Source organism: Ideonella sp. (genome assembly GCF_044358605.1).
In the GTDB taxonomy this organism is placed as follows: Bacteria; Pseudomonadota; Gammaproteobacteria; order Burkholderiales; family Burkholderiaceae_C; genus Ideonella.
Genome location: NZ_JBIKNQ010000054.1, coordinates 1 through 19,858, shown reverse-complemented (window position 1 = coordinate 19,858; position 19,858 = coordinate 1). Strand labels below are relative to the sequence as shown.

The following is a 19,858-nucleotide window of genomic DNA, read 5'->3' as shown; positions in this document are numbered from 1 at the left end:
CTTTTGCTAACGACCCACTCTACACCACTGCGCCGGAATTCGGATCATTGACATCCCCCTCTTTGGCAGGCCCCGCCTTGATCAAATCTTCACGTTTTACGCCGAGCCACATGGCGATAGCGGCCGCAACGAACACCGAAGAGTAGATACCAAACAGAATTCCGATGGTCAGCGCAACTGCGAAATAGTGCAGCGTCGGGCCACCAAACAGCAACATCGACAAAACCATCATCTGGGTTGAGCCGTGAGTGATGACGGTACGGCTCATGGTCGAAGTGATGGCGTGATCAATGATTTGTGATGTGTCTAATTTCCGGTATTTGCGGAACGCTTCGCGAATCCGGTCGAAGATGACGACGGACTCATTCACGGAATAGCCCAGCACTGCGAGCACAGCGGCCAGCACCGACAGTGAGAACTCCCACTGGAAGAATGCGAAGAAGCCCAGAATGATGATCACGTCGTGCAGGTTGGCGATGATGGCGGCCACCGCGAACTTCCACTCAAAGCGCACGGCCAAGTACACCATGATGCCCAGCACCACAAACAGCAGGGCCATAGCGCCGTCGAGGGCTAACTCTTCACCCACAGAAGGCCCCACCACCTCGGTGCTGGTCAGCTTGACAGGTTCGGAATCGCCCACCAAACACGCCTGACGGGTGAGTTGTTCGCCCTTGGGCGTGGTTTCAGTCTTGCTTTGGACGGTGCCTGATTCAGCGGCGCAAAGTTTGGCGAAGACTTTTTCGGTCAACTCGGCTTGCTTCATGTCGCCACGCAGAGGCAGACGGATGAGCGCAGACCGGGCCGAGCCGAAACCTTGCACCTGCACCTCGCCAAATCCCATGCTTTCGACGGTAGCTCGGGTTTTGTTCAGGTCGGCAGGCTGGGCGTACTCGACCCCCAAGACGGCACCACCGGTGAATTCGATGGAGAAGTGCAGGCCTCGGGTCACCAAAAAGAAAACCGCCGCCGCAAACGTGAGCGCCGAGATGAGGTTGAACACCAGCGCATGCCGCATGAAGGGGATGTCGCGCCGGATACGGAAGAATTCCATGATGGAGTCCTGTGCTGGATCTCAGGGCAGGCGCTCAACAAAGCGCGCCTGCTCGGGTTGAATGAGGAGGCGTTCAGCGTCCTGCTGGGGTGTCTGTGCTCGGTGCGGCCAAGGCTTCTGGGGCATCTTCCTGCCCCTCTGCCTGGCTCGACGCCCCATCGGGTGCCGCTTGCGGCCGCCAGACTTGACCGATCGACACCGACTTCAGCTTCTTTTGACCGCCATACCAGAGGTTGACCAAGCCGCGCGAGAACATCACCGCCGAGAACATGGAGGTGACGATGCCCAGGCAGTGCACCACGGCAAAGCCCTTGATGGGGCCGGAACCGAACACCAGCAGGGCGAGACCCGCAATCAGCGTGGTGATGTTGGAGTCCAGGATGGTGGCCCAAGCACGCTCGTAGCCGGCATGAATGGCCGCCTGGGGCGAGGCACCTGCGCGGAGCTCTTCCCGCACACGTTCATTGATCAGCACGTTGGCGTCAATGGCCATGCCCAATGCCAAGGCGATAGCGGCGATGCCCGGCAAGGACAAGGTCGCCTGCAGCATGGACAAAATGGCCAGCAAGAGTAGGAGGTTGAAGCCCAGAGCCAGGGTAGAGAACACGCCAAACAGCATGTAGTAAAGGCACATGAACACCGCGATGGCGGCAAAGCCCCAGATCACGCTGTAGAAGCCCTTTTCGATGTTCTCCTTGCCCAGGCTCGGGCCGATGGTGCGCTCTTCGATGATTTCCATCGGCGCAGCCAGTGACCCTGCGCGCAGCAACAAGGCGGTGTCGTTGGCCTCTTGGGTGTTCATGCGCCCGGTGATTTCAAAGCGTGCACCCAACTCACCGCGAATGACCGGTGCAGTGACCACTTCGCCCTTGCCCTTTTCGAAGATCAAGATGGCCATGCGCTTGCCGATGTTCTCGCGTGAGACATCGCGCATGATGCGCGCACCCTTGGCATCCACGCTCAGCGACACGGACGGCTGTTGGTTCTGGTCAAAACCGGGCTGCGCGTCAGACAGCGAGTCGCCAGTCAGGACGACCTGCTTCTTGACGATGAGTGGCGCTCCGCCGCGCTCTACATAGCGCTCGGTGCCAAACGGGACCGGGCCAGTGCCGGCCGCCGCCGCACTGGCTTCGGCACTGTCATCCACCATGCGCAGCTCAAGCGTGGCGGTTCGACCAATGATGTCTTTCGCCTTGGCCGTATCTTGCACACCTGGCAGCTGAATCACAACGCGATCCAAACCTTGTTGCGCAATGATGGGCTCCGCCACGCCCAGTTCATTCACACGGTTATGCAAGGTGGTGATGTTTTGCTTGAGCGCAGCGTCCTGCACTTTGCGTGCGGCCTCTGGCTTGAGGATCCCGACCAACTTGAACTCACCGTTGTCAGCAGCCACATCAGCCCAGACCACATCAGGCTGGCTATCGAGCAGGGCATTCTTGGCGGCCAGGCGAAGGGCGGCGTCGCGGAACAACACATGCACATCGTCACCGTCGCGGCTGATGCCAGCGTGGCGGATGTTCTTGTCGCGCAGCAGTGAGCGCACGTCGTTGGTCAGTGACTCAGCCTTTTTGGTGAGTGCAGCACGCATGTCCACTTGCATGAGGAAGTGGACGCCCCCACGCAAGTCCAGTCCCAGGTACATGGGGTTAGCATGCAAGGCCGTCAACCATTGCGGCGAGCGCGAGATCAGATTGAACGCCACCACATAGCTGGGGTTGGCCGCATCGGGGTTCAGCACCCGGCTGATGGCGTCCTTGGCCTTGATCTGGGTGTCCGTGTCCGGGAATCGGGCCTTGATGGAGTTGCCATCAAACTGCACGAAGTCGGGCTTGACGCCTGCTTCAGACAGGATCGTTTCGACCTGCGACACCATGGCCGGGGTGACCTTGACAGTCACCTTGCCGCTGGAGACCTGGACCGCTGGTGCCTCGCCGAAGAAGTTGGGCAAGGTATAGATCAGGCCCACCACCAGCGAGACAGCCAGGATGAGGTACTTCCACAAGGGGTAGCGATTCATGCGTGCATCCTCAGGCATCAAGGCCTGGGTCAAGAGAAATGGAGAGCCCGTGCGACAGCACGGGCCCCAGCCTTAGAAGGCTGCGCTTACTTCACGCTGCCCTTGGGCAAAACTTGCAACACAGAACCGCGCTGCACCTGCAACTCGACGCCTGCGGCGACTTCGACATGCACATAGGTGTCACCGAGTTTGGCGATCTTGCCCAACACGCCGCCGGCGATGATGACCTCATCGCCCTTGGCCAAGGCATCAATCATGGCCTTATGCTCCTTCTGACGCTTCATCTGAGGCCGGATCATGATGAAGTACAGCACCACGAACATCAGAACCAGTGGCAAGAAGGACATCAGTCCGCCGGCACCGGAAGGGGTCGCTGCGGGAGCCGCAGCCTGGGCATATGCGCTGGAAATGAACACAACGTTTCCTTTAGAGTCAGATCTGGCCCACGAATTCGGCGAGCCTTTACCAATGGTGGATTCTAGGTGCGGGCAGCAGGCTTGGTTGCAAGCCCCGGGGAAGCCCGCAGACCTTTGTGACCGGCCGCGTGGCCAGCGCTGGACATCGAAGCAGATTGGCACTGAACGTGCCAAACAAAAAGCCCTCGCTACTCAAGGCAGTGAGGGCTTTCGGTCAGCAAAAATCATTGACGATTTCTGCTGCTGATTTGGTTGCGGGGGCAGGATTTGAACCTGCGACCTTTGGGTTATGAGCCCAACGAGCTACCAGACTGCTCCACCCCGCGACTGAAGCTGTGATTATGGCATGGATTGGCTTCACAGGCCAGCCGCCACCAAAGTTTTCTCAAAGTCTCTGGCCGACTGAAAGCCCATAACGCGAACATCAGGAATCTCCCTCCCCTGTGCGTCGAAGAAGATGATGCCCGGCGGCCCAAACAGATGAAAGCGTTTGAGCAACGCTTTGTCGTCAGGGCTGTTGGCAGTGACATCCGCCTTCAGCAGCAGGGCCTTGGAGAGGCGTGCCTGCACGGCCGGGTCGGAGAAGGTGAAGCGCTCCATTTCTTTGCATGACACGCACCAGTCGGCATAAAAGTCCAACATCACCGGTCGGCCGGCGGTTCTCAGGACCTCTTCCAACTCAGCGGCTGATTTCACTTTTTGAAAGGGCAGACTTGGCGAGGCCGACACAGAAGCAGCACGGCCCCAGTGGCCCAAGGGCTGCAGTGGGTCAGTGCCCCCGGAGCTGGCGCCTGCGAGCTGTAGCACACCGAGGGTCAGCAGGGCCAGGCCGCCAGCGCGCTGCAACCACACGCGAGGAGCCCCACTGTGCGGGTGCGGATCAAAGGGCCTCAACATAAAACCGGCCACCAGCGCCAAGCCACCCCAGGCCACCAGCACCAAGGCACTGGGCAACACAGTCTGAACAATCCAGAGGGCGACGCCCAGGAGCAGGAGCCCAAAGAACCGCTTGATGGCGTGCATCCAAGCGCCTGAGCGCGGCAGCCAACGGCCTGCCGAGGCCCCCAGAATCAGCAAGGGCACGCTCATGCCCCAGGCCATGGCAAACAAGGCTGACCCCGCCAACCAGACATCGCCCGTCTTACTCAAAAAGAGCAGCGCCCCCGCCAAGGGCGCGGTCACGCACGGGCTGACGATCAAGGCGGAAAGACCTCCCATTAAGAACACGCCAACAAACTTGCCGCCCGGAAGCTGCCTGGACATCCCGTCGAGCCGCCCAGACAGCGCCAAGGGCAGGCGCAATTCGAAGACATCAAACATGGACAGGGACAGCACCGCCAAGAGCAGGCCGAACGACACCAGCACCCAGGGCTTCTGCAGGGCAGCCGCGAGGCCCTCTCCAGCCAAGCCGGCCGCCACACCCAAGGCCGTGTAGACCAAGGACATGCCCAAAGAGTAAGCAAAGGCCAAAGCCAAGCCGCGGCGCCGACTGATCTCGCCACCGCCAGCAATGATGGAGGACAAGATGGGCAGCATGGGCAACACACAAGGGGTGAAGGCCAAGAGCAGGCCCATGAGCGCAAAGCCGCCCACGACGGTGAGATAGGAGCCCCCCTGTAGCAGCTGTTCGATGCGGGAGCCCTCTGAGCCATCAGCCCGTGGCGCAGCGGCGGGAGTGCTGGAGACGGAAGGTGAGTTTGCGGCCGAGGCGAGCAATCCTGTGGCGGGCACGCCTGCATCCGACACAAGCGTCGCACTGCCAACACCTCCGAAGGCCTTGAGGGACAACTGTACTGGGCTGGTCATGGGCGGATAGCATAGGCCGGCATCAGCACAGCCTTGGCTGGTGACCTGCAGCAAGACCGGGCCCGTGGCCTGCTCTACTGGCACCGAGAAGGTGACACGCTCACGCCAAGTCTCAACCTCTTTCTGGAAAGTCTCGTCAAACTTCACCTTGCCCGGAGGCAGCGTTACAGCACCTAAGACCGCCCCCTCAGCCGACACTGACAGACGCTCACGATAGAGGTAGTAACCGGGCGCAACGTCAAAGTTGACCTGCGCGGTCCGGTCATCGAGCACAGAGACGCTGATCTTGAACGCCTGTTCCGGCTCTAAGAATTCTTGGGCCGCCTGAGCGGGCTGCAAAGCCCCCCCGATCAGGAGACAAGCACAGGCCACCCAGGATGTCATCCAGCGCTGTAGCTGCAGACGTGCAGAAGAAATGCTCATGGCTAAGATTATCCGGAACGCCGCATTCGCGCCGCCCCTAAATGAGTGGTCACTGATGGAGGGTCAAAGACGGGCAAAAGTTCCGCACAACTGCGAGCGACCTTCCATGTCGTGACACCGTCACGCGGCGCGGGCTTCCAATGCAAAAGGGTCGGCAGTGCCGACCCTTTCGTGGACGAAGTGCCCGGTCCGAGGACCTAGGCGCTTTACTCTGCCGCAGCAGGCGTCGCTTCAGCCTGAACTTCAGGGCGATCCACCAGTTCCACATAGGCCATGGGCGCGTTGTCGCCCACGCGGAAACCCATCTTCAGGATGCGGGTGTAGCCGCCCGGACGAGCGTTGTAACGCGGGCCCAGTTCGTTGAAGAGCTTGGTGACGACATCGCGGTCACGCAGGCGAGCAAAGGCCAAGCGACGGTTGGCGACGGTGGCTTCTTTGGCCAAGGTGATCAGCGGCTCGACGACGCGACGCAGCTCTTTAGCCTTAGGCACGGTGGTCTTGATGGCTTCGTGCTGAAGCAGCGAGACGCACATATTGCGCAGCATGGCTGCGCGGTGTTCGCTGGTGCGATTGAGTTTACGGAGACCGTTACGGTGACGCATGGTGCTTTCCTTTCCTTGAGTAATAGCCAGCAGCCGGATCAGGTACTGCTGGGTGCACCGGTGGGCGTATTGCCCACCATTTTCCAAAAAGACGCCCTATCTAGCTGGCACTCGTGGAACCGGCTTTGCCGGGCCACTGAGTGCGCCCCTTGAGGGGGCTGGCGATGCCAGTAGGGGGTGTGCCAGATCAGCGCTTGTCCAAACCTTGAGGAGGCCAGTTTTCGAGGCGGGCACCCAAGGTCAGACCACGCGAGGCCAGCACTTCTTTGATTTCGTTGAGGGATTTGCGGCCCAGATTCGGCGTCTTGAGCAATTCGGTCTCAGTGCGCTGGATCAGGTCGCCGATGTAATAGATGTTCTCAGCCTTCAAGCAGTTGGCCGAGCGCACGGTCAACTCCAGCTCGTCCACAGGACGCAGCAGGATTGGATCGAACACCGCCGAGCTCTTGGTCGGTGTGGTCATGTCGGTCAAATCACCGGCATCCAGCTGAGCGAAGACAGCCAGCTGCTCGACCAAGATCTTGGCCGACGCACGGATCGCTTCCTCGGGCGAAATAGCGCCGTTGGTTTCGATTTCCATGACCAGCTTGTCGAGATCGGTACGCTGCTCGACACGGGCGTTCTCAACGGCGTAGCTGACGCGCTTGACCGGCGAGAAAGAAGCATCCAAGACGATGCGGCCGATGGACTTCGTCGGCTCATCGCCATGACGGCGCAGGGTGCCTGGCACGTAGCCACGGCCCTTTTCGACCTTGATCTGCATGTCCAGCTTGCCGCCTTGGGCCAAGTGGGCAATGACGTGCTCAGGGTTGACGATTTCGACGTCATGCGGCGTCTGGATGTCAGCCGCGGTCACAGGGCCTTCGCCCTCTTTACGCAGCACCAGGGTGACTTCGTCGCGGTTATGCAGACGGAAGACCACGCCCTTGAGGTTCAGCATGATGTGGACCACATCTTCGGACACGCCGTCGATGGTGGAGTACTCGTGCAGAACACCTGCGATGGTCACTTCGGTTGGCGCATAGCCCACCATCGAGGACAAGAGCACACGACGCAGCGCATTGCCGAGCGTGTGTCCGTAACCACGCTCAAACGGCTCCAGCGTGACTTTGGCGCGGTGACCGCCCAGGGGTTCCGCAACGATGGCTTTGGGTTTCAGCAGATTGGTTTGCATGTAAGTCCTGTTCCTCTCAATACCCTCGGCTCGTTACACCGATAAGGCTGACGGACCACGCCGGAAGCGAAAAAACCCGCCACGGAACCGGCATGCCGCAGCGGGGTGTGGCTGGGACAGGCGCACCCGCCAGCCAGCAGTCAACATCAACGCGAATACAACTCGACGATGAGCGACTCATTGATTTCAGCGCCGAACTCATCACGGTCCGGAGCCTTCTTGAAGGTACCTTCGAGCTTGGTGACGTCCACCGACACCCAAGCAGGCAAGCCAATCGACTCAGCCAGCTTCAGGGAGTCCGCAACGCGCAGCTGCTTCTTGGCCTTCTCACGGATGGCAACCACATCGCCAGCCTTGACTTGATAGGAAGGAATGTTCACCACAACGCCATTGACGGTCAGTGCCTTGTGGGACACCAACTGACGGGCTTCAGCGCGGGTAGAACCGAAACCCATGCGATAGACAACGTTGTCCAGGCGGGATTCGAGAATGGTCAGCAAGTTAGCGCCAGTGCTGCCCTTGCGACGGTCAGCTTCAGCGAAGTAGCGGCGGAACTGACGCTCCAGCACGCCATACATGCGCTTGACCTTTTGCTTTTCACGCAATTGCAGACCGAAGTCCGAGGTGCGCTGACCGGAAGTGCGGCCGTGCTGGCCTGGCTTGGAGTCGAACTTGGCCTTGTCGCTGATGGCGCGACGGGCGCTCTTCAAGAACAGGTCGGTGCCTTCACGGCGGGAAAGTTTGGCCTTGGGGCCGAGGTAACGTGCCACGTTGCTTCCTTATGCGATGGTCTGACGTGCACCGGCAAACATTGCTGCTTGCTGGACACGCAAGTCTGGCGACTGCCCATGCTGAATGCAGGGAGACAGTGCGCAGACGGTGGGCTTGCAAATTGCCAGAGTCGAAACAGCCGACGATGGACTTCTCCATCGCCGGCGTTCAGGCAACTCTTGATTGTAGCAGGGTTATTGACAACCCCGCTTCAACTCAGATGCGACGACGCTTTTGCGGACGGCAGCCGTTATGCGGCACCGGTGTCACATCGGAGATGGAGTTGATGCGAATGCCCAGCGAAGCCAGAGCACGCACCGAGGACTCGCGACCGGGGCCTGGGCCCTTGATCTTGACGTCCAGATTCTTGATGCCTTGTTCCTGAGCAGCGCGACCGGCCACTTCAGCGGCCACCTGGGCAGCAAAAGGCGTCGACTTACGCGAGCCCTTGAAACCCTGACCACCGGACGAAGCCCAGGACAGCGCGCCGCCCTGACGATCGGTGATGGTGATGATGGTGTTGTTGAACGAGGCGTGCACGTGGGCGATACCGTCCGCAACATTCTTGCGGACCTTCTTGCTCACTCGACGTGCAGCGCTATTGGCGGGTGCTTTTGCCATTTATCTTCTACCAGTCAGTGGGTGGGCTTACTTCTTCAGCGCCGCAGCACCCTTACGCGGACCCTTGCGGGTACGAGCATTGGTGCGGGTACGCTGACCACGCATGGGCAAACCGCGACGATGGCGGAAGCCGCGATAGCAACCCAAGTCCATCAGGCGCTTGATGTTGATCGAAGTTTCGCGACGCAGGTCACCTTCGATCGTCAGCTTGCCGACTTCTTCCCGGATCTTCTCCAGGTCGGAGTCAGTCAGGTCCTTGACCTTCTTGGCAAACGGAATACCGGCCGCGGTGCAGATCTTCTGCGCGGTGGTACGGCCGATGCCGTAGATATAAGTCAGACCGATTTCCGCGTGCTTTTGCGGCGGAACGTTGATACCAGCAATACGTGCCATTGTGCTTCCTTCGATTCGCTCAAGCGAGGCCGCTTAGCCTTGCCGCTGCTTGTGGCGCGGGTCGGTGCAGATCACCCGAACCACCCCATTGCGGCGGATGATTTTGCAATTGCGGCACATCTTCTTGACTGATGCTGCGACTTTCATGGTCTTCTCCTTGACCTATTCAAACACTCACTTCGCGCGGAACACGATGCGAGCGCGACTCAAATCGTACGGCGTTAGCTCGACAGTAACCCGATCCCCAGGAAGGATGCGTATGTAGTGCATGCGCATCTTGCCTGAAATGTGACCCAAGACGTTGTGCCCGTTTTCCAACTTCACACGGAAGGTGGCGTTAGGCAAATTTTCGAGGATCTCACCCTGCATCTGGATGACGTCGTCTTTCGCCATGGCTGCTCTAACCGCAGCTGACCCACACCGATCAGCTTGCCTTGAAATTCGCCTTCTTCAACAGTGATTCGTACTGTTGACTCATCACATAAGACTGGACCTGAGCCCAAAAATCCATTGTCACGACCACGATGATCAGCAGCGACGTGCCACCGAAATAGAACGGGACGTTGTACTTCAATATCAAAAACTCGGGCAGCAAGCAGACCAGTGTGATGTAGACCGCACCAGCCAAAGTCAGACGCGCCAAGATCTTGTCGATGTGCTTTGCTGTTTGCTCACCTGGACGAATGCCCGGGATGAACGCACCACTCTTCTTCAGGTTATCTGCAGTCTCACGGCTGTTGAACACCAGGGCCGTGTAGAAGAAGCAGAAGAACACAATCATTGCGGCGTAGAGCAGCACGTAGATCGGCTGTCCCGGCGACAAGGCCGCCGAGATGTCCTTCAACCAACGCATGCCATCACCCGTCGCGAACCAACCCACTACCGTTGCGGGCAGCAAGATGATGGACGACGCAAAGATCGGAGGAATCACGCCAGACATGTTGAGCTTCAACGGCAGGTGCGACGATTGCCCACCATAAACCTTGTTGCCGACTTGCCGCTTGGCATAGTTCACCAAAATCTTGCGCTGGCCACGCTCAACAAACACCACAGCGAAAGTCACGCCCACAGCCAGGGTGATGATGAACAGGCTAGCGGCGATGCTCATCGCACCAGTGCGGACCAATTCAAACAATCCGCCGATCGCACCAGGCAAGCCCGCTGCGATACCCGCAAAAATCAAGATCGAGATGCCGTTACCCAAGCCGCGCTCGGTAATCTGCTCGCCCAACCACATCAGGAACATGGTGCCAGCCACCAAGCTCACGACGGCCGTCATGCGGAAGCCAAAGCCAGGCGTGATCACCAAGCCCGCACTCCCCTCCAAGGCTAAGGCAATGCCCAAGGACTGGAAGATGGCCAATACCAAAGTACCGTAGCGGGTGTATTGGGTAATCTTGCGACGACCCGCTTCGCCTTCTTTCTTCAGCGCTTCCAGTGCTGGCAGCACATGACCCATCAACTGCATGATGATCGACGCCGAGATGTACGGCATGATCCCCAAGGCAAAGACAGTGAAACGCTCCAAAGCGCCACCCGAGAACATGTTGAACAAGTTCAGGATGCCGCCCTGCTGACCACTGAACAGCTCTTGCAATTGGGTAGGGTTGATGCCCGGCACGGGGATATGCGCCCCCAACCGGTACACCACCAAGGCCAACAGCAGGAACACAAGCCGACGACGAAGGTCGCCGAACTTGCCGTTCTTAGCCAACTGAGTCTGAGAGGTTGCCACGAGTGGTCAGATCCTAATCAATCGCCAGTCTTAGGCGATTTGGCCGCCAGCGGCCTCGATCACAGCCTTGGCGCCAGCAGTGGCACCAATACCCTTGAGCACGACCTTCTTGGTCAGCTCGCCAGTGTTGATCACCTTGACGTTACGAGCGATTTGCGGAACCAAGCCAGCGGCCTTAAGAGCCAGCAGATCGATTTCGTCAGCGCCAAAGGCTTGCAATTCGGACAGGGTCAGCTCAGCGTTGTACTTCAACAAAGCAGACTTGAAGCCACGCTTGGGCAGGCGACGCTGCAGCGGCATCTGGCCGCCTTCGAAGCCCACCTTGTGGTAGCCACCGGCACGCGACTTTTGACCCTTGTGGCCACGACCAGCGGTCTTGCCCAAGCCGGAGCCAATACCACGACCGACGCGACGCGCAGCCTTCTTGGAGCCTTCAGCGGGCTTGACAGTATTGAGTTGCATGTTGTTTCTCCTCGTTCGTGCCGACTTACAGCACCTGAACCAGGTAAGCCACCTTGTTGATCATGCCGCGCACAGAAGGCGTGTCTTCCAACACGCGCTGGCTGTTGACGCGACGCAGGCCCAGGCCACGCACGGTGTCGCGATGCGACGTCTTGCAGCCGATCGGGCTTTTCACCAGCTTGACCGTCAAGGTCTTTTTGGCTTCAGTCATTTGGTCTTCTCCTTGGGCGCGGATCAGTTGAAGATATCTTCAACTGTCTTGCCGCGCTTGGCGGCGACTTCGGCGGGAGTCGACAGGTTCTTCAGAGCGTCCAACGTGGCGCGAACCATGTTGTAGGCATTGGAGGAACCATGGCTCTTCGCCACGATGTCGGTGATGCCGAGCACTTCGAACACAGCGCGCATCGGACCGCCAGCAATGATGCCGGTACCAGCCGGTGCGGGCATCATCAGGACGCGAGCTGCGCCATGCTGACCTTCCACGCGGTGGTGAATGGTGCCGCTCTTCAGGCTGACCTTGAACAGGCCGCGACGAGCAGATTCCATGGCCTTCTGCACCGACACCGGCACTTCCTTGGCCTTACCCTTGCCCATGCCGACACGGCCATCGCCGTCGCCAACCACGGTCAACGCTGCGAAGCTCAGGGTACGACCACCCTTAACAACCTTGGTGACGCGGTTAACCGCGATCATCTTTTCCTTCAGGCCGTCGTCATTGCCTTCAGCCTGGGCGCGGGGGGTGAACTTTGCCATTTTCAGTATTCCTTATCCGGCCGCTTAGAACTGGAGACCTGCTTCGCGAGCAGATTCTGCCAGTGCCTTGACACGACCGTGGTAGGCGAAACCAGCGCGGTCGAAGGCAACCTTCTCGACGCCAGCAGCCTTGGCCTTCTCGGCGATACGCTTGCCCACCAATGCAGCTGCAGCGGCATTGCCACCGTTGCCACCCAATTGGTCGCGCAGTTCCTTCTCTGCCGTCGAGGCCGAAGCCACCACCACAGCGCCGTCGCCAGAAATGACGCTGGCGTAGATGTGGGTGTTCGAGCGGAAGACAGTCAGGCTGGCGACGCCTTGAATCGCGATACGAGCACGCGTTTGACGCGCACGACGCAGACGCTGTTCTTTCTTTGTCAGCATGGTGTCGCTCCTTACTTCTTCTTGGTCTCTTTGAGGACCACACGCTCGTCGGCGTAGCGGATACCCTTGCCTTTGTAAGGCTCGGGCGGACGGAAGGCGCGCACTTCAGCGGCCAACTGACCCACCACTTGACGATCCGCACCCTTGATCAGCACTTCTGTCTGCGTCGGCGTGGTCACGGTGATGCCAGCGGGCATATCCTTGACGACGGGATGCGAGAAGCCGATCTGCAGATTCAGCTTTTGACCTTGAGCCTGGGCACGGAAGCCCACGCCAACCAGAGTCAATTTCTTTTCGAAGCCCTTGCTCACACCATTGACCATATTGGCCAGCAGTGCGCGCATGGTGCCGCTCATCGAGTTGGCTTCTGCGGAGTCATTGGCCGGAGCCACTTGAACCACACCAGCTTCACTCTTGATGGTCACGAGTGCGTTAGCAGCACGCACCAGCGTACCGTTTGCACCCTTGACGGTGATTTGGCCATTTGCGATCTTCACGTCCACGCCTTGCGGGACGGTGATCGGCATTTTTCCTACGCGGGACATTGCTCGATTCCTTCCTTCGTGGAGTTAGGCGACGTAGCAGAGCACTTCGCCACCGACACCGGCGGCACGTGCTTTGCGATCCGTCATCACACCCTTGGGCGTGGTCACGATGGCAACACCCAAGCCGTTCATGACTTGAGGGATCGCCTCACGACCGCGGTAGATGCGCAGGCCAGGACGGCTCACGCGCTCAATGCGCTCAATGACCGGGCGACCGGCGTAGTACTTCAACGAAATTTCGAGTTCGCTCTTGCCACCCTCGGCGCGAACGGCGAAGGCATCGATATAGCCCTCGTCCTTCAGCACCTGCGCAATTGCAGTCTTGATTTTGGAAGCCGGCATGGTCACCGACGACTTTTCAACAGCCTGCGCATTGCGAATGCGGGTCAGCATGTCGGCGATAGGATCACTCATGCTCATAGTTTTCTCCTTATCGCCTCGATTACCAGCTGGCCTTGATCACGCCAGGGATGTCACCCTTGAAGGCGAGATCGCGGATCTTGCTACGGGCCAAGCCGAAGGTGCGGAACGTGCCGCGGGGACGACCCGTCAGGGCGCAACGATTGCGCAGACGTGTCGGGTTTGCATTGCGCGGCAGCTTTTGAAGTTCCAGGCGAGCGGCATAACGCTCGTCGTCAGACTTCTTGGCGTTGTCAATGATGGCCTTCAGCTCGGCGTACTTCTTTGCGTACTTGGCGACCAGCTTTTCACGCTTGTCTTCACGCTGCTTGAGGGAGAGTTTTGCCACAGGTCACCTCAGTTCTTGAACGGGAAGCGGAACGCGGCGAGCAGTGCCTTGCACTCATCGTCGGTCTTCGCAGTGGTCGTGAAGGAAATGTTCATGCCACGGATCGCGTCGATCTTGTCGTACTCGATTTCCGGGAAAATGATCTGTTCCTTGACGCCGATGTTGTAGTTACCACGGCCGTCGAAAGAACGACCGGAGATACCACGGAAGTCACGCACGCGGGGCAGGGCCACGGTGACGAAACGGTCCAGGAATTCAAACATACGGGCGCCACGCAGGGTGACCATGCAACCGATAGGCACACCGTCGCGGATCTTGAAACCAGCGATAGCCTTACGGGACTTGGTCACCACAGGCTTTTGACCTGCGATCTTGGTCAGGTCGCCCACAGCGTGATCCATGACCTTCTTGTCGGCGACAGCTTCGCTGACGCCCATGTTCAAGGTGATCTTGGTCAGGCGAGGAACTTCCATCACCGACTTGTAGCCAAACTTGGCGACCATGTCGGGGACTACCTTCTCTTGATAGTAGGCCTGCAGACGGGCCACGATCGCGGCTTGTTGCTTTTGACTCATGCTCGCACTCCTCAGGCCTTGATCTCTTCGCCGCTGGACTTGAACACGCGGACACGCTTGCCATCGGCCAGCGTCTTGATGCCCACGCGGTCAGCCTTACCAGCTGCCGCGTTCCAGATGGCCACATTGGACTGGTGGATCGGCATGGTCTTGTCGATCACGCCGCCAGTCGTACCCTTCATCGGGTTGGGCTTGACGTGCTTTTTGACCATGTTGATGCCATCGACCACCACGTGGTCCACATCAACGCGCAGCGACACCGTGCCGCGCTTGCCTTTATCTCGGCCAGTCAGGACGACAACTTGGTCGCCCTTGCGAATCTTGTTCATCGCGTTTCCTTTACTCGTGGCGGACGATCAAAGCACCTCAGGCGCCAGCGACACGATCTTCATGAAGCGCTCGGAACGCAGTTCACGCGTCACCGGGCCAAAGATACGTGTGCCGATGGGCTCGAGCTTTGCGTTCAGCAGCACTGCAGCGTTGCCATCAAACTTGACGAGCGAGCCGTCTTGACGACGAACGCCCTTGGCCGTACGAACGACCACAGCGTTGTAGATCTCGCCCTTCTTGACGCGACCGCGCGGCGCAGCTTCTTTGACGCTGACCTTGATCACGTCACCGATGCCGGCGTAGCGACGCTTCGAGCCGCCCAGCACCTTGATGCACATGACAGACTTCGCGCCAGTGTTGTCCGCGACGTCGAGTCGCGATTGCATTTGGATCATTGTCTTATCCCCAACTTGGCCCGCAGCGAACAGCCACAACGGCTGCACATAAGCGGTCAGTATTGGGCCCGCCTTGCTGAACCAACATCTTGTGAAGTCGACCCAGCCGCTTGGGCTGAAACCAGCGAGCGGTACTTTCAAACCCCACCAGATTACCTTTTTGGCGCATCCGGAAAGACTGAAGAGCACGCTTCACCAGCGAAGCTCTCGATTATGCGTGAGGTGCTGACGCCATGTCAACACCTTTTTGCATTTTCTTCTGTGGCTCTCAACGAGCCTGCGCTTGCGACAACATGGTGGCCGCATCGCTGACGTCGAACTTGCCGGGGGCCTCGATGTTCAGCGTCTTGACCACGCCATCCACCACCAGCATCGAGTAGCGCTGCGAGCGCACACCCATGCCGCGTGCGATGAGGTCCAGCGTCAAGCCGGTCGCTTGCGTAAAGGCTGCGGAGCCATCCGCCATCATGCGGACTTTGCCAGCCGTCTTCTGATCACGGCCCCAAGCACCCATCACGAACGCGTCGTTGACCGACACACACCACACTTCGTCAACACCGGCTGCGCGCAGCGCATCGGCTTGCGCCACATAACCAGGCACATGCTGCGCAGAGCAGGTGGGCGTGTAGGCGCCTGGCAGCGCGAAGATCGCCACGGTCTTGCCACGGGTAGCAGTTTCGATGTCGAAGCTGTTAGGCCCCAGGCTGCAGCCTTCGCCCTCGACTTCGATGAACTCTTGCAAGGCACCTGCGGGAAGCTTGTCGCCGACTTTCAACATGAATGGGTCTCCTGAAATGAAAAAGCCCGCCGAAGGGCGGGCTGCTCTGGTGCTGCGCAAGGCATCAGCCAGATGCATGATCCGAAACGGTGGGCCGCGAGTATCGCCGCCCCGCCCCCGCCCTGCACCGTGGCCCTTAAAGACCTCAGTGCGAAGCAGGGTTGCCGCTTTAGACCAAGTTGGCCTTCTCAACCAAGCGGGTCACGACCCAGTTCTTGGTCTTGGAGATGGGGCGCGACTCGGCGATTTCCACGGTGTCACCCATGTGATATTCGCCTTTTTCATCGTGCGCATGGTACTTGCGCGAGCGGGCCACGATCTTGCCGTAGAGCTCGTGCTTGACGCGACGCTCAACCAGGACGGTGACCGTCTTGGAGCGCTTGTCGCTGACCACGCGGCCGACCAGCGTCCGGGTGTTGGTCGTGGTTTCTTGAGCTTGCGTCATTTCGCAGCCTCCCTCTTCTTCTCGGCCAAGATGGTCTTGGCGCGAGCGATGTCGCGACGGGTGTTACCCAACAGCGCGTTGTTGCCGAGCTGTTGTGTACCCTTTTGCATGCGCAGGCCGAAGTGCGCCTTCAGGAGGTCGGTGACTTCCTTTTCCAGCGCGGCCACGTCCTTGGCTCGCAGTTCAGATGCTTTCATGATGTGCTTTCCTTGTGTCTGCGCGGATTAAGCGCCGAGCTGGCGAGCCACGAAGGTGCACCGCAGCGGCAGCTTGGCTGCCGCCAGGGTGAACGCTTCACGGGCGAGCGCCTCGGGAACGCCATTGATCTCGTAGAGCACCTTGCCGGGCTGAATTTCGGCCACGTAGTACTCAGGGTTGCCCTTACCGTTACCCATACGGACTTCGGCAGGCTTTTGCGAGATCGGCTTATCCGGGAAGATGCGGATGAAGATGCGGCCACCGCGCTTGATATGGCGCGAAATGGCACGACGAGCCGCTTCGATTTGACGAGCCGTCAGGCGACCGCGTTCGGTAGCCTTCAGACCAAAGTCACCGAAGGACACCAGAGCGCCGCGGGTAGCGACGCCGGTGTTGCGGCCTTTTTGTTCCTTGCGGTATTTACGACGTGCTGGTTGCAGCATGCTTATTCTCCTTTGCCTTCACCGGCAGCTGGAGCGGCCTTGCGGACACGCTTGGCAGCTGCAGGTACGCCAGCACCGGCTGCGCCGGCTTCAGCGGGCTTGTCCGCACGGGGAGCACCACGATCGCCACCAGGACGACCACGACCGGCCGGGGCACCCGGACGAGCGTTGCGACGTGGGCGACGGTCATCTTCAGCGCCTGCAGGCGTGTTGATCACCGGAGCGTCACCATTGGCCAGGCGGTCGCCACGATAGACCCACACCTTCACGCCGATCACGCCGTAGGTCGTCTTGGCTTCAGAGAAGCCATAGTCGATGTCAGCCTTCAGGGTGTGAAGAGGCACGCGGCCTTCGCGGTACCACTCGGTACGGGCGATTTCGATGCCGTTCAAACGGCCAGCGGACATGATCTTGATGCCCTGAGCGCCCAAACGCATGGCGTTCTGCATCGCACGCTTCATGGCGCGACGGAACATGATGCGCTTTTCCAGCTGCTGGGTGATCGAGTCGGCGATCAGCTGAGCATCGATTTCAGGCTTGCGCACTTCTTCGATGTTCACGGCCACCGGCACGCCCAGACGCTTGGTCAGTTCGGCCTTCAGGTTTTCGATGTCTTCGCCCTTCTTGCCGATCACCACGCCCGGACGAGCCGAGTAAATGGTGATACGGGCGTTCTTGGCGGGACGCTCGATCAGGATGCGCGACACAGCGGCATTCTTCAGCTTGGCCTTGAGGTACTCGCGCACATCAAGATCTTCGGCCAGCATGCCGGCGAAGTTCTTGTTGCTTGCATACCAGCGCGACGCCCATGCACGGGTGACGGGCAGGCGGAAGCCGGTTGGATGGATTTTTTGTCCCATGGTCTTCCTCAGTTCCCGACGGTCACATAGATGTGGCAGGTACCCTTGCTGATGCGATTTCCACGGCCCTTTGCGCGGGCTGAGAAACGCTTCAGCGTGGTGCCTTGCTCGACGTAGATCGAGGTGACCTTCAGGTCATCGATGTCTGCGCCATCATTGTGCTCGGCGTTGGCGATGGCGCTCTCGAGCGCCTTCTTAACGATGCCGGCGGCCTTCTTTTGGGTGAAGGCCAGGATGTTCAGGGCTTGGTCAACCTTCTTGCCACGGATCAGGTCTGCCACGAGGCGGCCCTTATCCACGGAGAGGCGAACGCCACGGACGATTGCTTTGGTTTCCATCGTCGTGTCCTTTTACTTCTTGGCCTTCTTGTCCGCAGGGTGACCCTTGAACGTACGGGTCAGTGCGAACTCGCCGAGCTTGTGGCCGACCATTTGGTCAGACACATACACCGGCACGTGCTGCTTGCCGTTGTGCACAGCAATGGTCAGGCCGATGAAGTCGGGAAGAATGGTAGAGCGGCGCGACCAGGTCTTGATCGGCTTCTTGTCCTTCGTGGCGACGGCTTTTTCAGCCTTGGCCAGAAGGTGGTGATCCACAAAGGGACCCTTCTTGAGTGAACGTGCCATGGTCCAGCCCTTACTTCTTGCGACGCGAAACGATGAACGTCTGCGTGCGCTTGTTGTTGCGAGTGCGGTAGCCCTTGGTCAGGGTGTTCCACGGCGACACTGGAGCCTGGCCTTCGCCGGTACGACCCTCGCCACCACCGTGCGGGTGGTCGACCGGGTTCATGGCGGTACCACGCACGGTCGGGCGGATGCCCTTCCAGCGGATGGCGCCGGCCTTGCCGTACTGACGCAGGTTGTGCTCTTCGTTGCTCACTTCACCAATGGTGGCGCGGCAATCGATGTGGATCTTGCGCACTTCACCTGAACGCAGACGGATCTGCGAGTAGGTGCCTTCACGCGCCATCAGGGTCACAGCGGTACCAGCGGAGCGAGCGATCTGCGCACCCTTGCCAGGCATCATTTCCACGCAGTGGATGGTCGAGCCGACGGGGATGTTGCGGATCGGCAGGGTGTTGCCCGCCTTGATCGGCGCTTCCGAGCCGCTCAAGATGGTTGCACCGACTTCCAGGCCACGCGGAGCGATGATGTAGCGACGCTCGCCGTCGGCATAGCACACCAGAGCGATGTGAGCCGTGCGGTTAGGGTCGTACTCGATACGCTCAACCTTCGCGGGAATGCCGTCCTTGTTGCGCTTGAAGTCGACAACGCGGTAGTGATGCTTGTGACCACCACCCTTGTGACGCACTGTGATGTGACCGTTGTTATTACGGCCAGAGTTTTGCTTCTGGGGTTCCAGCAGCGAAGCTTCCGGAGCGCCCTTGTGCAGGTGCTTGTGCACCACCTTCACCACGGCACGGCGGCCAGGCGAGGTTGGTTTGACTTTGACGACTGCCATGATTTACGCGGCCTCCCCGGAGAAGTTCAGCTCCTGGCCCGCTTTCAGCGAGACATAGGCCTTCTTGACGTGGTCACGACGGCCGATCGAGCGACCGAAGCGCTTGACCTTGCCCTTGACGTTCACGACGTTCACAGCCTCCACCTCGACCTTGAACATCAGTTCAACAGCGGCCTTGATTTCGGGCTTGGTCGCGTCACGCAAGACCTTGAACAGAACTTGGTTCTGCTTTTCAGCGACTTGAGTGGCTTTCTCGGAGATCACCGGTGCCACCAGCACTTGAGCCAAACGGCCCTCTTTGAATGCGGCGCTCATGCGTACATCTCCTTGAGCTGCTCGATGGCCGCCTTGGTCACCAGCACCTTCTTGTAGAAGACCAGCGACAGCGGATCGGCGTAACGCGGCTCAACGACGAGCACGTTAGGCAGATTGCGCGAAGCCAGTGCCAGGTTGTCATCCACGACAT

At 59.4% G+C, this 19,858-nt stretch carries 33 protein-coding genes and 1 tRNA gene; 1 reads left to right on the top strand and 33 read right to left on the bottom strand.

Annotated elements, in window-relative coordinates:
* Positions 1 to 19: 19 nt before the first annotated feature.
* The 3 genes from secF to yajC all read right to left on the bottom strand — a co-directional run bounded on the left by secF (position 20) and on the right by yajC (position 3,490).
* Entirely contained in the window at positions 20 to 1,054 is a 1,035-nt protein-coding gene (gene secF / locus ACIQ3Q_RS17340) for a protein translocase subunit SecF (protein WP_396270425.1), read from the bottom strand.
* A 73-nt stretch (positions 1,055 to 1,127) separates the two neighbouring features.
* A complete protein-coding gene (gene secD / locus ACIQ3Q_RS17335; RefSeq protein ID WP_396270424.1) occupies positions 1,128 to 3,074 on the bottom strand; it encodes a protein translocase subunit SecD in 1,947 nt (648 codons plus the stop codon).
* Between the two features lie 86 nt (positions 3,075 to 3,160).
* A complete protein-coding gene (gene yajC, locus ACIQ3Q_RS17330; protein WP_396270423.1) occupies positions 3,161 to 3,490 on the bottom strand; it encodes a preprotein translocase subunit YajC in 330 nt (109 codons plus the stop codon).
* Between yajC and ACIQ3Q_RS17325 the strand changes: the two genes are divergently transcribed.
* A complete protein-coding gene (locus ACIQ3Q_RS17325) occupies positions 3,372 to 3,737 on the top strand; it encodes a hypothetical protein (protein ID WP_396270446.1) in 366 nt (121 codons plus the stop codon). The two genes, yajC and ACIQ3Q_RS17325, sit on opposite strands and share 119 nt — an antisense overlap.
* Before the next feature lie 2 nt (positions 3,738 to 3,739).
* Here the strand turns inward: ACIQ3Q_RS17325 and ACIQ3Q_RS17320 are convergent.
* From ACIQ3Q_RS17320 to rplD, 30 genes are all read right to left on the bottom strand, one after another.
* Positions 3,740 to 3,816: transfer RNA gene (locus tag ACIQ3Q_RS17320), tRNA-Met, on the bottom strand.
* Between the two features lie 31 nt (positions 3,817 to 3,847).
* Complete coding sequence (gene dsbD, locus ACIQ3Q_RS17315; RefSeq protein ID WP_396270422.1) at positions 3,848 to 5,719, bottom strand: protein-disulfide reductase DsbD; 1,872 nt, start codon at positions 5,717 to 5,719, stop codon at positions 3,848 to 3,850.
* A gap of 206 nt (positions 5,720 to 5,925) precedes the next feature.
* A complete protein-coding gene (gene rplQ, locus ACIQ3Q_RS17310; protein WP_396270421.1) occupies positions 5,926 to 6,321 on the bottom strand; it encodes a 50S ribosomal protein L17 in 396 nt (131 codons plus the stop codon).
* Between the two features lie 187 nt (positions 6,322 to 6,508).
* A complete protein-coding gene (locus ACIQ3Q_RS17305) occupies positions 6,509 to 7,495 on the bottom strand; it encodes a DNA-directed RNA polymerase subunit alpha (RefSeq protein WP_396270420.1) in 987 nt (328 codons plus the stop codon).
* Positions 7,496 to 7,641: 146 nt separating this feature from the next.
* Positions 7,642 to 8,265, bottom strand: a complete 624-nt coding sequence (rpsD, locus tag ACIQ3Q_RS17300) for a 30S ribosomal protein S4 (protein WP_396270419.1) — start codon at positions 8,263 to 8,265, stop codon at positions 7,642 to 7,644.
* A gap of 217 nt (positions 8,266 to 8,482) precedes the next feature.
* Entirely contained in the window at positions 8,483 to 8,887 is a 405-nt protein-coding gene (gene rpsK, locus ACIQ3Q_RS17295; RefSeq protein ID WP_210809898.1) for a 30S ribosomal protein S11, read from the bottom strand.
* Positions 8,888 to 8,914: 27 nt separating this feature from the next.
* Positions 8,915 to 9,280 (bottom strand): 30S ribosomal protein S13, encoded by a 366-nt coding sequence (gene rpsM, locus ACIQ3Q_RS17290; protein ID WP_210809895.1) that lies wholly within the window; start codon positions 9,278 to 9,280, stop codon positions 8,915 to 8,917.
* A gap of 33 nt (positions 9,281 to 9,313) precedes the next feature.
* Positions 9,314 to 9,427, bottom strand: a complete 114-nt coding sequence (gene rpmJ / locus ACIQ3Q_RS17285) for a 50S ribosomal protein L36 (protein WP_028997278.1) — start codon at positions 9,425 to 9,427, stop codon at positions 9,314 to 9,316.
* 27 nt (positions 9,428 to 9,454) lie between these two features.
* On the bottom strand, positions 9,455 to 9,673 hold the full coding sequence (infA, locus tag ACIQ3Q_RS17280) for a translation initiation factor IF-1 (protein ID WP_210809893.1): 219 nt from the start codon (positions 9,671 to 9,673) through the stop codon (positions 9,455 to 9,457).
* A gap of 31 nt (positions 9,674 to 9,704) precedes the next feature.
* Positions 9,705 to 11,015, bottom strand: coding sequence for a preprotein translocase subunit SecY (gene secY / locus ACIQ3Q_RS17275; protein WP_396270418.1), 1,311 nt, complete (start codon positions 11,013 to 11,015; stop codon positions 9,705 to 9,707).
* A gap of 30 nt (positions 11,016 to 11,045) precedes the next feature.
* Positions 11,046 to 11,477, bottom strand: coding sequence for a 50S ribosomal protein L15 (gene rplO, locus ACIQ3Q_RS17270; protein ID WP_396270417.1), 432 nt, complete (start codon positions 11,475 to 11,477; stop codon positions 11,046 to 11,048).
* Positions 11,478 to 11,502: 25 nt separating this feature from the next.
* Positions 11,503 to 11,688, bottom strand: a complete 186-nt coding sequence (gene rpmD / locus ACIQ3Q_RS17265) for a 50S ribosomal protein L30 (protein WP_396270416.1) — start codon at positions 11,686 to 11,688, stop codon at positions 11,503 to 11,505.
* 23 nt (positions 11,689 to 11,711) lie between these two features.
* A complete protein-coding gene (rpsE, locus tag ACIQ3Q_RS17260; protein ID WP_210809889.1) occupies positions 11,712 to 12,230 on the bottom strand; it encodes a 30S ribosomal protein S5 in 519 nt (172 codons plus the stop codon).
* A gap of 24 nt (positions 12,231 to 12,254) precedes the next feature.
* The gene (gene rplR / locus ACIQ3Q_RS17255; protein WP_396270415.1) at positions 12,255 to 12,614 is read right to left on the bottom strand and encodes a 50S ribosomal protein L18; all 360 of its coding nucleotides are present in this window, start codon (positions 12,612 to 12,614) and stop codon (positions 12,255 to 12,257) included.
* An 11-nt stretch (positions 12,615 to 12,625) separates the two neighbouring features.
* Positions 12,626 to 13,159 (bottom strand): 50S ribosomal protein L6, encoded by a 534-nt coding sequence (rplF, locus tag ACIQ3Q_RS17250; RefSeq protein WP_396270414.1) that lies wholly within the window; start codon positions 13,157 to 13,159, stop codon positions 12,626 to 12,628.
* Between the two features lie 24 nt (positions 13,160 to 13,183).
* Positions 13,184 to 13,579, bottom strand: a complete 396-nt coding sequence (rpsH, locus tag ACIQ3Q_RS17245) for a 30S ribosomal protein S8 (RefSeq protein WP_210809886.1) — start codon at positions 13,577 to 13,579, stop codon at positions 13,184 to 13,186.
* Between the two features lie 22 nt (positions 13,580 to 13,601).
* Complete coding sequence (gene rpsN / locus ACIQ3Q_RS17240; RefSeq protein WP_210809884.1) at positions 13,602 to 13,907, bottom strand: 30S ribosomal protein S14; 306 nt, start codon at positions 13,905 to 13,907, stop codon at positions 13,602 to 13,604.
* A gap of 8 nt (positions 13,908 to 13,915) precedes the next feature.
* Positions 13,916 to 14,455: a 50S ribosomal protein L5 gene (gene rplE, locus ACIQ3Q_RS17235; protein ID WP_210810071.1), complete on the bottom strand. Its 540-nt coding sequence runs from the start codon at positions 14,453 to 14,455 to the stop codon at positions 13,916 to 13,918.
* A 38-nt stretch (positions 14,456 to 14,493) separates the two neighbouring features.
* Positions 14,494 to 14,811, bottom strand: a complete 318-nt coding sequence (rplX, locus tag ACIQ3Q_RS17230; RefSeq protein WP_396270413.1) for a 50S ribosomal protein L24 — start codon at positions 14,809 to 14,811, stop codon at positions 14,494 to 14,496.
* 27 nt (positions 14,812 to 14,838) lie between these two features.
* Entirely contained in the window at positions 14,839 to 15,207 is a 369-nt protein-coding gene (gene rplN / locus ACIQ3Q_RS17225; protein ID WP_396270445.1) for a 50S ribosomal protein L14, read from the bottom strand.
* 268 nt (positions 15,208 to 15,475) lie between these two features.
* A complete protein-coding gene (locus ACIQ3Q_RS17220) occupies positions 15,476 to 15,985 on the bottom strand; it encodes a peroxiredoxin (RefSeq protein ID WP_396270412.1) in 510 nt (169 codons plus the stop codon).
* 169 nt (positions 15,986 to 16,154) lie between these two features.
* On the bottom strand, positions 16,155 to 16,430 hold the full coding sequence (gene rpsQ / locus ACIQ3Q_RS17215; protein WP_396270411.1) for a 30S ribosomal protein S17: 276 nt from the start codon (positions 16,428 to 16,430) through the stop codon (positions 16,155 to 16,157).
* Positions 16,427 to 16,630 carry a 50S ribosomal protein L29 gene (gene rpmC, locus ACIQ3Q_RS17210; RefSeq protein WP_396270444.1) on the bottom strand — a complete coding sequence of 68 codons (204 nt, stop codon included), beginning with the start codon at positions 16,628 to 16,630 and terminating at the stop codon, positions 16,427 to 16,429. The genes rpsQ and rpmC overlap by 4 nt, the downstream gene beginning before the upstream one ends.
* 24 nt (positions 16,631 to 16,654) lie before the next feature.
* Positions 16,655 to 17,071 (bottom strand): 50S ribosomal protein L16, encoded by a 417-nt coding sequence (gene rplP, locus ACIQ3Q_RS17205; RefSeq protein WP_210809872.1) that lies wholly within the window; start codon positions 17,069 to 17,071, stop codon positions 16,655 to 16,657.
* 2 nt (positions 17,072 to 17,073) lie between these two features.
* A complete protein-coding gene (gene rpsC, locus ACIQ3Q_RS17200; protein WP_396270410.1) occupies positions 17,074 to 17,931 on the bottom strand; it encodes a 30S ribosomal protein S3 in 858 nt (285 codons plus the stop codon).
* Positions 17,932 to 17,939: 8 nt separating this feature from the next.
* The gene (rplV, locus tag ACIQ3Q_RS17195; protein ID WP_210809870.1) at positions 17,940 to 18,269 is read right to left on the bottom strand and encodes a 50S ribosomal protein L22; all 330 of its coding nucleotides are present in this window, start codon (positions 18,267 to 18,269) and stop codon (positions 17,940 to 17,942) included.
* Between the two features lie 12 nt (positions 18,270 to 18,281).
* Positions 18,282 to 18,557, bottom strand: a complete 276-nt coding sequence (rpsS, locus tag ACIQ3Q_RS17190) for a 30S ribosomal protein S19 (RefSeq protein WP_210809869.1) — start codon at positions 18,555 to 18,557, stop codon at positions 18,282 to 18,284.
* A 10-nt stretch (positions 18,558 to 18,567) separates the two neighbouring features.
* Positions 18,568 to 19,392 (bottom strand): 50S ribosomal protein L2, encoded by an 825-nt coding sequence (rplB, locus tag ACIQ3Q_RS17185; RefSeq protein ID WP_396270409.1) that lies wholly within the window; start codon positions 19,390 to 19,392, stop codon positions 18,568 to 18,570.
* Positions 19,393 to 19,395: 3 nt separating this feature from the next.
* Positions 19,396 to 19,707 (bottom strand): 50S ribosomal protein L23, encoded by a 312-nt coding sequence (rplW, locus tag ACIQ3Q_RS17180; protein WP_210809867.1) that lies wholly within the window; start codon positions 19,705 to 19,707, stop codon positions 19,396 to 19,398.
* Positions 19,704 to 19,858, bottom strand: a 155-nt coding sequence (gene rplD, locus ACIQ3Q_RS17175) for a 50S ribosomal protein L4 (protein WP_396270443.1), incomplete at its 5' end; no start/stop codon positions are given. The genes rplD and rplW, both read right to left, overlap by 4 nt.

What these genes read in the sequence shown, in the direction of transcription:
- secF (WP_396270425.1), bottom strand. Translation starts at nt 1,054, where the DNA reads ATGGAATTCTTCCGTATCCGGCGCGACATCCCCTTCATGCGGCATGCG.
- secD (WP_396270424.1), bottom strand. Translation starts at nt 3,074, where the DNA reads ATGAATCGCTACCCCTTGTGGAAGTACCTCATCCTGGCTGTCTCGCTG.
- ACIQ3Q_RS17325 (WP_396270446.1), top strand. Translation starts at nt 3,372, where the DNA reads ATGATGAAGTACAGCACCACGAACATCAGAACCAGTGGCAAGAAGGAC.
- dsbD (WP_396270422.1), bottom strand. Translation starts at nt 5,719, where the DNA reads ATGAGCATTTCTTCTGCACGTCTGCAGCTACAGCGCTGGATGACATCC.
- rplQ (WP_396270421.1), bottom strand. Translation starts at nt 6,321, where the DNA reads ATGCGTCACCGTAACGGTCTCCGTAAACTCAATCGCACCAGCGAACAC.
- ACIQ3Q_RS17305 (WP_396270420.1), bottom strand. Translation starts at nt 7,495, where the DNA reads ATGCAAACCAATCTGCTGAAACCCAAAGCCATCGTTGCGGAACCCCTG.
- rpsK (WP_210809898.1), bottom strand. Translation starts at nt 8,887, where the DNA reads ATGGCAAAAGCACCCGCCAATAGCGCTGCACGTCGAGTGAGCAAGAAG.
- rpsM (WP_210809895.1), bottom strand. Translation starts at nt 9,280, where the DNA reads ATGGCACGTATTGCTGGTATCAACGTTCCGCCGCAAAAGCACGCGGAA.
- rpmJ (WP_028997278.1), bottom strand. Translation starts at nt 9,427, where the DNA reads ATGAAAGTCGCAGCATCAGTCAAGAAGATGTGCCGCAATTGCAAAATC.
- infA (WP_210809893.1), bottom strand. Translation starts at nt 9,673, where the DNA reads ATGGCGAAAGACGACGTCATCCAGATGCAGGGTGAGATCCTCGAAAAT.
- rplO (WP_396270417.1), bottom strand. Translation starts at nt 11,477, where the DNA reads ATGCAACTCAATACTGTCAAGCCCGCTGAAGGCTCCAAGAAGGCTGCG.
- rpmD (WP_396270416.1), bottom strand. Translation starts at nt 11,688, where the DNA reads ATGACTGAAGCCAAAAAGACCTTGACGGTCAAGCTGGTGAAAAGCCCG.
- rpsE (WP_210809889.1), bottom strand. Translation starts at nt 12,230, where the DNA reads ATGGCAAAGTTCACCCCCCGCGCCCAGGCTGAAGGCAATGACGACGGC.
- rplR (WP_396270415.1), bottom strand. Translation starts at nt 12,614, where the DNA reads ATGCTGACAAAGAAAGAACAGCGTCTGCGTCGTGCGCGTCAAACGCGT.
- rplF (WP_396270414.1), bottom strand. Translation starts at nt 13,159, where the DNA reads ATGTCCCGCGTAGGAAAAATGCCGATCACCGTCCCGCAAGGCGTGGAC.
- rpsH (WP_210809886.1), bottom strand. Translation starts at nt 13,579, where the DNA reads ATGAGCATGAGTGATCCTATCGCCGACATGCTGACCCGCATTCGCAAT.
- rplX (WP_396270413.1), bottom strand. Translation starts at nt 14,811, where the DNA reads ATGAACAAGATTCGCAAGGGCGACCAAGTTGTCGTCCTGACTGGCCGA.
- rplN (WP_396270445.1), bottom strand. Translation starts at nt 15,207, where the DNA reads ATGATCCAAATGCAATCGCGACTCGACGTCGCGGACAACACTGGCGCG.
- ACIQ3Q_RS17220 (WP_396270412.1), bottom strand. Translation starts at nt 15,985, where the DNA reads ATGTTGAAAGTCGGCGACAAGCTTCCCGCAGGTGCCTTGCAAGAGTTC.
- rpsQ (WP_396270411.1), bottom strand. Translation starts at nt 16,430, where the DNA reads ATGACGCAAGCTCAAGAAACCACGACCAACACCCGGACGCTGGTCGGC.
- rplP (WP_210809872.1), bottom strand. Translation starts at nt 17,071, where the DNA reads ATGCTGCAACCAGCACGTCGTAAATACCGCAAGGAACAAAAAGGCCGC.
- rpsC (WP_396270410.1), bottom strand. Translation starts at nt 17,931, where the DNA reads ATGGGACAAAAAATCCATCCAACCGGCTTCCGCCTGCCCGTCACCCGT.
- rplV (WP_210809870.1), bottom strand. Translation starts at nt 18,269, where the DNA reads ATGGAAACCAAAGCAATCGTCCGTGGCGTTCGCCTCTCCGTGGATAAG.
- rpsS (WP_210809869.1), bottom strand. Translation starts at nt 18,557, where the DNA reads ATGGCACGTTCACTCAAGAAGGGTCCCTTTGTGGATCACCACCTTCTG.
- rplB (WP_396270409.1), bottom strand. Translation starts at nt 19,392, where the DNA reads ATGGCAGTCGTCAAAGTCAAACCAACCTCGCCTGGCCGCCGTGCCGTG.
- rplW (WP_210809867.1), bottom strand. Translation starts at nt 19,707, where the DNA reads ATGAGCGCCGCATTCAAAGAGGGCCGTTTGGCTCAAGTGCTGGTGGCA.